General features: G+C 73.0%; 8 protein-coding genes and 1 pseudogene. 2 read left to right on the top strand and 7 right to left on the bottom strand.

The window, feature by feature from the left end:
• Positions 1 to 13: 13 nt before the first annotated feature.
• The 3 genes from AB0442_RS32960 to AB0442_RS32950 all read right to left on the bottom strand — a co-directional run bounded on the left by AB0442_RS32960 (position 14) and on the right by AB0442_RS32950 (position 2,982).
• A complete protein-coding gene (locus AB0442_RS32960) occupies positions 14 to 742 on the bottom strand; it encodes an SDR family oxidoreductase (protein WP_366167296.1) in 729 nt (242 codons plus the stop codon).
• Positions 743 to 820: 78 nt separating this feature from the next.
• Positions 821 to 1,402, bottom strand: a complete 582-nt coding sequence (locus tag AB0442_RS32955) for a TetR/AcrR family transcriptional regulator (RefSeq protein ID WP_366167295.1) — start codon at positions 1,400 to 1,402, stop codon at positions 821 to 823.
• 1,121 nt (positions 1,403 to 2,523) lie between these two features.
• On the bottom strand, positions 2,524 to 2,982 hold the full coding sequence (locus AB0442_RS32950) for a MarR family winged helix-turn-helix transcriptional regulator (RefSeq protein WP_366167294.1): 459 nt from the start codon (positions 2,980 to 2,982) through the stop codon (positions 2,524 to 2,526).
• Positions 2,983 to 3,091: 109 nt separating this feature from the next.
• Here AB0442_RS32950 and AB0442_RS32945 point away from each other — a divergent pair, with 109 nt between their 5' ends.
• Complete coding sequence (locus AB0442_RS32945) at positions 3,092 to 4,021, top strand: alpha/beta hydrolase (RefSeq protein ID WP_366167293.1); 930 nt, start codon at positions 3,092 to 3,094, stop codon at positions 4,019 to 4,021.
• 412 nt (positions 4,022 to 4,433) lie between these two features.
• On the opposite strand, the gene AB0442_RS32940 is transcribed toward AB0442_RS32945, so the two are convergent.
• From AB0442_RS32940 to AB0442_RS32930, 3 genes are read right to left on the bottom strand one after another with little or no spacing between them, the layout of a single operon-like run.
• Positions 4,434 to 4,727 carry a DUF1330 domain-containing protein gene (locus tag AB0442_RS32940; protein ID WP_366167292.1) on the bottom strand — a complete coding sequence of 98 codons (294 nt, stop codon included), beginning with the start codon at positions 4,725 to 4,727 and terminating at the stop codon, positions 4,434 to 4,436.
• A 33-nt stretch (positions 4,728 to 4,760) separates the two neighbouring features.
• Positions 4,761 to 6,194 (bottom strand): MFS transporter, encoded by a 1,434-nt coding sequence (locus AB0442_RS32935; protein ID WP_366167291.1) that lies wholly within the window; start codon positions 6,192 to 6,194, stop codon positions 4,761 to 4,763.
• Positions 6,191 to 6,553 carry a MarR family transcriptional regulator gene (locus AB0442_RS32930; RefSeq protein WP_366167298.1) on the bottom strand — a complete coding sequence of 121 codons (363 nt, stop codon included), beginning with the start codon at positions 6,551 to 6,553 and terminating at the stop codon, positions 6,191 to 6,193. Before AB0442_RS32930 ends, AB0442_RS32935 begins: the two co-directional genes overlap by 4 nt.
• Positions 6,554 to 7,402: 849 nt before the next feature.
• On the opposite strand from AB0442_RS32930, the gene AB0442_RS32925 reads away from it, so the two are divergent.
• Entirely contained in the window at positions 7,403 to 8,827 is a 1,425-nt protein-coding gene (locus AB0442_RS32925; RefSeq protein ID WP_366167299.1) for a hypothetical protein, read from the top strand.
• 213 nt (positions 8,828 to 9,040) lie between these two features.
• Here the strand turns inward: AB0442_RS32925 and AB0442_RS32920 are convergent.
• Positions 9,041 to 10,258 (bottom strand): annotated as a pseudogene (locus AB0442_RS32920) (KUP/HAK/KT family potassium transporter); the annotation flags it as partial.
• Positions 10,259 to 10,479: the final 221 nt, after the last annotated feature.

Raw genomic sequence — 10,479 nt, 5'->3', positions numbered from 1 at the left:
TGACCAGCGAGCATCACACCGCAGGACGAATCATCAGGAACCGGACAGCCCAGCCGAACCCCTCATGCCGGCGCGCGCGCGTGAACGATCGAGGCCAGAGCTGTTCGACGAGGGTGGCCAGGCCGAGGTGCTGACCGGCCTCACCGGTGCGGGAGTGCCCGATCACGGCGCCGGGGTTGACCACCGTCAGCGGCACGCCCAGCCGTGGTGCGAGGGTGCGCACGGCGATGTCGCCCTCCGTCTTGGATGCCTCGTAGGCGCCGAGCTCGCGGTAGAGGCGGTCGGCGTCGGCGGCGGGCAGGGGATGGTGCTGTCCGGTGCTGCGGCCGACCCGGTAGCCGGAGAGGTGTACCAGCCGCCGCAGCTCCGGGCGGCCGGCGGCCCAGTGCAGGGGGTGGATCGCACCGTCCACGTTGGCCGCGCGGGCCTCGTCGCGGGTGAGGCCGAAGGCGTAGCGGGCCGCCAGGTTGACGACGTCGCGGACGCCCTCCAGCCGGTGTTCGTCGGCCGCCGGGAGGGCGAGGCCGGGTCGGGTGATGTCGGCGGCGACCGTGGTGAGCCGCTCGGCGACCGCGTCCGGTGCGGCGCCGCGGGCGGTCAGCCAGCTGCGCAGATCGCCGTCGCGGGCGGCGCCACCGCGCAGGCCGACGGCGACGTGTTCGCCGCGGGTGAGCAGCTCGAGGACGTACCAGCGGCCGATGAAGCCGCTGGCGCCGAGGACGAGGATGCCGGGACTGGACATGGGGATCCTTTCAAACGGACCGGTCTACATATTTTTTGGTCATGGCATGGCCGCGCGGAGTCGACCGTGCGGGCCGGATCAGGCGGTGTCGGCGCGGATCAGCAGTTCGGCGGCGCGGGCGGCCCGGTCGAGCGGGGTTCGGCTGTGCGCGACGCGGGACAGCAGCAGCGCCCCCTCCACCAGGGCGAGGACGGCGCACGCCGCGGCCTCGGCCCTGTCGCTGTCGCGGCCGTGGCGGACCAGCATGGCGGCGAGCGCGTCCTGCCATGCCTGGTAGGTGTCGGCACACGTCCGGCGCAGTTGCTCGTGGCCCGCCGCGGCTTCGAGGGCGACGGTCGCCACCGGGCACCCCTTGGCGTAGCCGGACTCCTCCATCCGGTCGCCGAGCGCCTCCAGCAGCCGACGGACCACGTCGGCGGGGGGCTCCCCGGATTCGGCGGCGCCCGCGATGAGTGCTCCGATGTCCTGACCGGCCTCGGTGAGCGCGAGCGCGACCATCTCGTCCTTGCCCGCGGGGAAGTGGAAGTACATCGACCCGCGGGGTGCGCCGCTGGCGGCCAGGACGTCGTTGAGCCCGGTGCCGTAGTAGCCCCGCTCCTCGACGAGGTCCCGGGTCGCCCGTACCAGTCGCGCCCGCGTCTCCTCGCCCTTGACTCCCATGCCGCCAAAGTAGACCGGTCGTCATATTTCTGTCCAGTCATCCAGTCATCCAGTCATCCAGTCATCCAGTCACCCAGTCCTCCGGTCGCCTGCGGTCCGGGAGAACGGACGCGGAAAGCGCCCTTGTCGACGGCCCAGTGCTGGGAGGTCCCTGCGACGCCCGTGCGCGACGGTCGGCCGTCCGACGGCACCCGCGGTGGACCGCGCCCACGGGTGCGGGCGTCGGCGGGTGATTCCCGCACACCGGCCATGTGTGGCCGGTGTCTCGGCCTGTTCCCGATCCGGCGCGGACACCGCCATCGGTACGCCTGGCCGGCACGCCGGTCCGCGGCCGCCGGATTTCGGCATCGCCGCGATGGTGGACGGCCCCCGGCTGACGCGGACCGGTGGCGGCCCGGGAACCCTCACGTGCATGGCACGCGAGCAGTTGGACGACGGTGCGGTCGGGTCGGCCGCTGATGTCTGGGCGTGGGCGTGCTGCGTGGTGTGTGCCGCGCACGGGGCGAGCCCGTTCGCCGCGACCGGCACGGGTGCGGTGATCCGCCGGATCGTGGACACCGGGCCCGGGCCGCTCGCGCTGGAAGCGGTGCAGGCCCTCGACCCGGCGCTGGCGGCCGTCGTGGGACGGGCGCTGACCGCCGACCCGGCGGCGTGTCCGGCGGACGGCGCGGCACTGGTCGGGCTCCTGACGGCCGCGCAGGCGGATCCGCCTGAGTCCGCAGACACGCTGCGGGATCAGATCACCCGGGGGCCGGCGCGCGCTCGTGCTCTGACTCGGCACCTCGCTCCGCGTTTTCGGGGCCCGACCTTCTCCCCGGGTCGGGGTGGTTCCACCGGTGAGCCGGCTGGGTCATCGGTCGGCCGACGGGTTCATCGGTCAGCCGCCGGCACGCCGGCACGCCGGCACGCCGGCACGCCGGCACCGAGGCGCCTCGGCCGGGACCGAGCGCGAGAGCTGACGAAAGGCCGCCAAGTGGAGCGCGGGTCAACCCGTCACGGGGGAGGACCCTGGCCGCAGGCGGAACGGCGGTGGACCGAGTGCGCGGCCGACGGCCGGCGCCGGCGCGGTGCAGGCCGTCCGGGCGGTATCACTCAACCCGGGGTCGGATGCCGTTCGCGGGTCATTTCCCCTCCCCCCGGCCGGCCCAGTGGGGGCTCGCCTCGAGGGCCGCGCGGAGGGCGGCCAGGGTTGAGGCGATGCGGGCCAGGTCGTCGGGGGGAACCGTCGAGGTCAGCGAGGCGAGCTCGCCCTCGACGACGGGACGGGAGGCGGACAGCTGCTTCTCACCCGCGGATGTGAGGCGCAGGACGGACGAGCGGCGGTCCTGGGGGTGTGCGACCCTCTGGCACCAGCCTGCGGCCACCAGCCGGTCGACGGCCTTGCTGACGGCTCCCACGGTGATCGCCAGTTCGCCGACGATGTCGAGCACGCGGCACTCCGGCACGCGGTCGATGATCTCCAGAAGCTCGAACTGCCCCAGTCCCAGCCCTTGTTCGGCGCGCAACCGGGCGCTCACCGCGTTGTAGAGCCGAGTCTCGACGCGGACCAGATCGGTGAAGATCGGGGTGATGTGGCTCACATTGGCCTTCCAGTGGATTCCTGGGAATCATCTTCCTCGGAATCCGGTTGGGTCGGGCAGGTGGATTCCCAGGAATCCATCCTCGCACCCCCGACCCATGGAGGCCCGCATGTCCCGACAGCAGCGCGACGCCCTGGACGCCGTACTCCGCTCCGCCCCTCGCAACGAGACTCGGCCCACTCCCGAGGAGCAGCGCAGCGGTTTCGCCGCGGCCCTCACCCGGCCCGCTCCGGAGGGCGTGGTCACCCGCAGGACCGTCCTGGGCGGCCGGCCGGCCCTGGAGCTGGAGCCGGCCGAAGCCTCCGGCCGCGGTCGACTGCTCTACCTGCACGGCGGCGGCTACGTCATCGGCTCACCGGACACCCATGCAGGGCTGGCCGGTGAACTGGCCCGCCGAGCCGGGCTGCGCGCGACGTCGGTGGACTACCGGCTGGCGCCCGAGCACCCCTTCCCCGCGGCCGTCGACGACGGGCTCGCGGCCTACCGCGAGCTGCTGGCGTCGGGCACCGACCCACGGGACCTCGTCATGGCCGGTGACTCCGCCGGTGGCGGACTGAGCATCGCCACGCTGCTCGCCGCCCGGGAGGCCGGGCTGCCGCAGCCGGCCGCCGTGGTCGTCTTCTCCCCCTGGGCCGACCTCACCCTCTCCGGAGGAAGCATCCGCTCCAAGGAGAGCGCCGACCCCATCTTCACCGAGGCCGAGGTGCGCGACTGCGCCGATCTCTACGTCGGCGCAGGCGACAGGGCGCATCCCCTGGCCAGTCCGGTGTTCGCCGACCTCACCGGACTCCCCCCGCTCCTCGTGCAGGTCGGGGCGAACGAGGTGCTCCTCGACGACGCGGTCCGGCTGGCCGGCCGAGCGGGCGCCGACGACGTCGAGGTCACGCTCGAAATCGGCCCCGGCCTTCCCCACGTCTACCAGCACCACTACGGCCGCCTCGACGAGGCGGACGCCGCACTCGACCGCGCCGCCCGCTTCCTCGCCGCCCGTGTGAGCGTCGGGCGCCCGGGCGCCGACCATCTCGAACCGGTCCACTGACACGGACCCCGGTGGCCGGGACGGTCGGGTGGGCGCCGCCTCCTCGGTCGCGCGGTCGAGGTCGGTCGAGGTCGCTGCCGGTGCCCGCCACGGTGGCCCCGGCCCGCGCGGGTGACCCGTCCGGCAGGCGGTGATCGCGGCGTCGAGGGGCCTGTGCCGCTCGGCGCCGTGAGACCTCTCGGCAGCCGCGGCCTGGTCCCGGCCCCCGACACTCACGCATCACCCGCGCCACCAACCTGCTCCGGGCCCTGTTCGTCCTGCCGAACCTCGAACTCGACCGCTGACAGGGAATCAAGGCCGAAGACAGCCGCCCACGACCGGCACGAGCACCCACGAACCCCGCCGCACCAGCAGCCGCAGCAGCGAAAACCAAGACGGTCGGGTCTTCAGTGAAGATCCGACCGGACCTCGGTCAGTCGATGCCTTCGACGATGCGGAAGTCGCGCTCGACGCCGTCGGAGAGGGCGACCAGCGCCTCCTGGTAGGCCGCACTCTCGTGCGCCGCGACGGCCTGCTCGAAACTGTCGAACTCGACCAGCACGGTGCGCTCGGCGATCCCGGCGTCATGCGCCACGACCCGACCGCCGCGGACGAAGGTCCGACCGCCTGCGGCCTTGACGGCCGGAGCGGCCAGCTTGTTGTAAGCAGCCAGCTTCTCGGGGTCTGAAACGGTGCGGTAGACGCTGACCCAGTAGCCCTTGGGCATGACACCTCCAGTGTTGTCATACGTGCACCCAGCTTACGAGTTGGCCTCGGACGGGCGTCGGCGGGCGAGGGCGAGGCCCGTCAGCGCCGTGATCGCCATGGCGCCGATGCCGACCAGCGCCGCGGTGGTGTAGGCGCCGTCGTCGGGGAAGAGGTGGCCGGGGTCGGTGCCCGCGGCGAGGATCAGGCCGCCGACGGCGCTGCCCAGGGAGTACCCGACGCTGCGGACGACGTAGTTGAAGCTCATGGCGCTCGACGTCTCGCTCCTGGGGGTGACGGCCAGGATGACGCCGGGCATCGCGGCCGAGAAGCCGCCGACGCCGAAGCCGAGCACGCCCATCGCCGCGAACAGTTCGGCCAGGTCCGACCGGGCCGCCGCGAACAGGGCGAACCCGCCGCCGACCACGACGGCGCTGCCTGCCAGGAGCAGAGGGTCGGCGATCCGCGTCCGGACCCGCGGCGTGAGCCTGCCCGCGACGAACCCCAGCACCGAGAACGGGACGAGGACCAGCCCGGCGACGGAGGTCGTCAGCCCGAAGCCGTAGCCGGCGCCGTGCGGCGTCTGTGCGTACCGGGTGATCAGCGTGAGCAGGAGGTACATGCCGATCCCGCCGACGAACATGGCGAGGTTCGCCCCGGCGACCGCCGGGTGCCGCACCGCCCGCACATCGACCAGGGGCGTCGTGCTGCGCAGCTCGATGACGGCCCAGACGCAGAGCAGCACCACCGCGACGACGGCGAGGCCCGCCGCCACGGCGAGGTGCCGGCTCCACAGGTTCCGTTCGCCGGCGAGGAACAGCACCAGGAGCAGCGCAGCGGCCAGGACGACCGCGCCTGCCACGTCCACGCGGGCGGAGCGGCCCTCGGGGGCTTCGGGCATGGAGCGCCACGCGGTCAGGAGGGCGGCGGCGGTGACGACCAGGCCGAGGCCGTAGGCGGCCCGTACCCCGCCGAGCTCGGCGAGCAGTGCGGCCAGCGGGTAGCCGACGCCGGCCCCGATGATCGAGACCACCGAGATCAGGGCGATCACGGCCGCGCTGCGCTCCTCGGGGAGGTGGTCCCGGGCCACGCCCATCATCAGCGCCGTCAGCCCGAGCCCGACGCCCTGGGCCGCCCTGCCGGCCAGCAGCCAGGCGAACGGCAGCGGCAGCACGGTGAGCGCGCTGCCGGCGACGACGACCGCCAGCGTGGCGAGGATCGTGGCCCGCCGGTGCGGGCCGGCTCCGAGCCGGCCCAGGACCGGCGTGGCGACGGCGCCGCTGAGCAGCGCGACGGTCAGCGTCCACTGCGCGCTGCCGAGCGAGACGTGGAACGAGGTCGCCACGCTGGTGATGAGCGGCGTCCCGAGGCTGGCGACCGCCGCCACGACCAGGGCGATGAACACCAGGGCGGGGACCAGCAGCCGAGCCTCGGAACGCGCCGCCGGGAACGCCTTCACCGCGACCCCGTCGACCGGCTGCCCGGTCACCGCTCCGGCCCTTCGCGGTCCTGGCTTTCGAGCTCTGCCAGATGCTTCAGCGCCGGAAGGGCCGCCACCAGCGCCTCGACCTCGTCGCCGGTGAGCTCGCCGATCAACCGTTCGAACGCCTGGACGCCCGCCTGGCGCCGCGTCCGGACGTAGGAGGCACCGGCCTCGGTCAGGCACACCAGCGTGACCCGCCTGTCGGACGCGTCGCCCCGCCGCTCGACCAGGCCGGACTCCTCCATCACCCGGACCAGCGCGGTCATCGCGGGCTGGGTGACGCCCTCGACCGCGGCCAGATCGGTGATGCGCCGCGGGCCCGTCCGGTCCAGGGTGGCCAGGGTGGCGGCGGACGTCAGGCTCATGTCCCGGGGCAGGCGTCTCGCGGCCCTGGTGGCCAGGCCGTAGAGGGCTGCCCCGATGGCGGCGGACGCGCCAGGAGCGGTGTCTTGACGACTCATGGTCGAAGCATAGCGCTTTTATATTCATAGTTTATGTAAATGGTCGACCGGCGCGGGCGGCCTCGCTCAAGCGCGTCACTGATCGCCGTCACCCTCGGGTTCGTCACCGTGGTGGCGGGCACCGCAGCCCCCGCGGCACTGCTGCTCGGGAGGAGGACCGCAATCAGGAGGCGGGACATCAGCACCGACACTCCCGGCCCCCGGCTGGCAGTCCTGGTCACCGCCGCGAGCACCAAGGACGACAGGGCCGGGAGACATGCTGCTGACCGCGGTCGCCGCCAAGAGCCCCCACCGTCCCAAGACCTGGGCCGATGCGGGCTGCAAGAACGCCGTCGTCGACCCGGCACGGGAGTTCCGAAGGCGCTGTACGGGCTCGTCAAGGAGGTGCTCGGGCCGCAGGAGGTTCGAGAGCTGACGGCGCCTCCACCGTCAATGATCCGTCAGGGAAACCGTCGCAGGCGTCAAGGGAGCGTCAGGGAGCGGTCTGCCGCGGTCGGGCGGCCCCTAGCGTGAGCTGCGCCGAACGGCCCCCGTCCTTCGTGGGGAAGGAGTGCGGGGCCGTGCCGGAGTCCGGCTCTCCGGACGGGCACACCGAGGAGGGCGTTCGGCGGCCCACCGGCAGGGGGAGGGGGACGCGCGGTCATGGCACCGGGTGCGCTGGATACGACGACCGGTACCAAGAGGACGGGCTCGCCGGCGGTGGCGGGCCCCGGGGCAGCAGCCGGGCTGCCCGGATCGCGCGCTCCCCTTGCCGTGGTCTCGGCTGCCCGCAGGCGTGTCGGCCGGTCCTCCTGGACCACCCCGAGGCTGGTCCGGGCGCTCACCGCGGCCTGCCTGGTCTGTGTGCTCGGCCTCGGCGGGGCCGTCGCTTCGGTGCTCGCCGGTGCGCGGGACGGCATCGACGCCATCGGCCACCGGGCCGCCCCGCAGGCCGTCCGCGCCGCCGACCTCTACTTCGCCCTCAGCGACATGGACGCCCAGGCGGCCAACCTCCTGCTCATCGGCGCGGACCCCGACCACCTCGCCCTGCGCAGGCAGACCCTGGACACCTACGAGCAGCGCCGCACCGAGGCCGGCGAGGACCTCCAGCGCGCCGCCGAGGCCGCCCTCGGAGACCCGGCCGGGCAGCGCGCGGTGCAGACCGTGATCGGCGAACTCGGCCGCTACGAGGCGCTGGTGGCCCGCACCCAGCTGCTGGAGGACCAGGCCCAGGCCCCCGCCGGCCGACCGCCCGCACAGGCACTGGAGACCTACCGGCAGGCCACCGACCTGCTCCGGCAGCGCCTCCTGCCCGCGGCGGACCAGGTCACCGCCGCCAACGCCGCCACCGTGGACCGCGTTTACACGGAGCAGCGTGAGGGCCTCGCGGCCGGCTGGTGGTGGATCCTGGCGACCGGCTTGCTCGCCCTCGTGGCGCTCGGCGTCCTGCAGCACACGCTCACCGTCCGTTTCCGCCGCCTGGTCAACCCGCTGCTGGCCGCCGTCACCCTGCTGACCGCGGTCGCCCTGCTCACCGGGCTGCACCTCTCCACGCAGGCCGTCCGTGACCTGGTGGTGGCCAAGAGCAACGCCTACGACTCCGTCCTCGCCCTCAGCCGCGCCCGCGCCACCGCCTACGACATGAACGCGGACGAGAGCCGCTACCTCACCGACCCGGTCCGGGCCGCCGCGTACGAGCAGGGCTTCTTCGACAAGACCCAGGCCTTCGCACGGATCGAGGGCGCCTCGCTCGGCGACTACGACCTGCGGCTGAAGGCCGCGGCCGAGGCGCATCGCGCCGACCGCAGCGACGTCCCGTTCGGCGGATACCTCGGCGACGAGCTGCGCAACATCACCTTCGCCGGTGAACAGGACACCGCCGAGCGCGTACTGGAGAGCTTCCGGCAGTACCAGCTCGACGACCGGAGGATGCGCGCCCTGCGAGCCCGGGGCCGCCTCAAGGAAGCCGTCACCTTCAACACCGGCCTCGCGGCCGGCCAGTCCAATGCCGACTTCGCCGAGCTCGGCGACGCGCTGGACGCCGTCCTCGCCGTCAACCGGCAGGCGATGGACCGCGCAGTGGCGCATGCGGACGGCGAACTCGACGGAGCTGCAGCCGCCGGCGGTACCGCGCTGCTGGCTGCGCTCCTTGCGCTCACCGTCCTCGGCGTCAGGCCCCGCCTGCGCGAGTACCGCTGATGGCGAGTACGTCCACACACCGGGGGAGGCACGGCGGACCGGGTCCGCGCGGAGGCCGGCGAACTCGGTCTGGCCCGGGTGACCGGGCACCGGTGGCTGGAGGGCGCCCGCGAGCACTTCACGGAGGTCCGGGGACCGGAATCCCCGAGCGGTGGTGCGGGCGCAGAGGAAGCCCGTGCCGGGGACCTTCAGCGCCCGCACTCGCCCGCTGTGGAGCTGGTCGACGAACTGGCGCAGCGATCCTTCGTGGCGTTCCCGTTCGGCGGTGACGATCTCCCGGCCACGCTGCCAGGTCGACATGACGGTGAACGCGGTGAGGCCGATGAGCAGGGGCAGCCGGGCGCCGTGGAAGAGCTTGGTGGCGTTGGCGGCCACGAAGAGCAGGTCGACGAGGAGCAGGACGGTCGCACCGACGGCGACCAGCCATTTCGGCGTGCCCCACCTGGCACGGGCGACGTAGAAGAACAGCAGGGTGGTGATGGTGCCGGTGACCGCCATGCCAAAGGCGAAGGCGAGCGCCGTGGAGCTGCGGAACGCGAAGACGAGGGTGAGCACCGAGACCATCAGCAGCCAGTTGATCCAGGGGACGTAGATCTGGCCGATGGTGGACTCGGAGGTGTGCGCGATCCGCAGCCTCGGCAGGTAGCCGAGCTGTGCGGCCTGGGAGGCGACCGAGTACGCGCCGGTGATCACGGCCTGGGAGGCGATCACGGTGGCCGCCGTGGCCGGCACGACCATCGGCAGCCGTCCCCAGCCGGGCACCAGCAGGAAGAACGGGCTGCTGATGTCGGCGGGGTCGTCGAGGATCAGCGCAGCCTGTCCGAGGTGGCTCAGGGTGCAGGAGGGGAAGACGAGGAACAGCCAGCCGCGGGTGATCGGCCGGCGGCCGGAGTGCCCCATGTCGGCGTAGAGCGCCTCGGCGCCGGTGACCGCGAGCACGACCGCGGCCAGGGCGAAGAACGCGATGTCGAAATGGCCGAACAGGAAGCCCAGGGCGTAGCTCGGGGACAGCGCCTTGAGGATCTCCGGGTGGTCGGCGATGCCGGAGATCCCGCACGCCCCGATGGCCGTGAACCAGAGGATCATCACCGGCCCGAACACCCGGCCCACCGCTGCGGTTCCCCTGCGCTGGACCAGGAAGAGCACCACGATGATCGCCGCCGTGATCGGGACGACCGCGTCCTCCAGTGACGGCTCGACGACCTTGAGCCCCTCGACCGCGGAGAGCACCGAGATCGCCGGGGTGATCATGCTGTCGCCGAAGAACAGCGACGCACCGAAGACGCCCAGCGCGGCCAGGACGACGGTGGTCCTCCGGCCCCGCTGTGAGGCCGACCGCCGCAGCAGGGTGATCAGCGCCGTGATGCCGCCCTCGCCGTCGTTGTCGGCGCGCATCGCCAGCAGGACGTACGTGACCAGGACGATGACCACCACCGACCAGAAGATGAGCGAGACCACCCCCGTACAGGTTCTCCGTGGAGACCGGTACGGGGTGCGGGTCCTCCGGGTTGAACACGGTCTGCAGGGTGTAGATCGGGCTGGTGCCGATGTCACCGAAGACCACGCCGAGGGCACCGATCGTCAGTGCGAGGCCCGCCAAGCCGGTGGTACGACCCGGGTGACCGGGTGACCGGGTGTCGGGTGCCGGGCTT

The organism is Kitasatospora sp. NPDC085895, assembly GCF_040702125.1.
In the GTDB taxonomy this organism is placed as follows: domain Bacteria; phylum Actinomycetota; class Actinomycetes; order Streptomycetales; family Streptomycetaceae; genus Kitasatospora; species Kitasatospora arboriphila.
This window is presented reverse-complemented; position numbering and strand designations above follow the sequence as displayed.

Bases quoted from the DNA above. Each gene is read 5' to 3' on its own strand.
- AB0442_RS32960 (WP_366167296.1), bottom strand. From the start codon at position 742: ATGTCCAGTCCCGGCATCCTCGTCCTCGGCGCCAGCGGCTTCATCGGC.
- AB0442_RS32955 (WP_366167295.1), bottom strand. From the start codon at position 1,402: ATGGGAGTCAAGGGCGAGGAGACGCGGGCGCGACTGGTACGGGCGACC.
- AB0442_RS32945 (WP_366167293.1), top strand. From the start codon at position 3,092: ATGTCCCGACAGCAGCGCGACGCCCTGGACGCCGTACTCCGCTCCGCC.
- AB0442_RS32940 (WP_366167292.1), bottom strand. From the start codon at position 4,727: ATGCCCAAGGGCTACTGGGTCAGCGTCTACCGCACCGTTTCAGACCCC.
- AB0442_RS32930 (WP_366167298.1), bottom strand. From the start codon at position 6,553: ATGAGCCTGACGTCCGCCGCCACCCTGGCCACCCTGGACCGGACGGGC.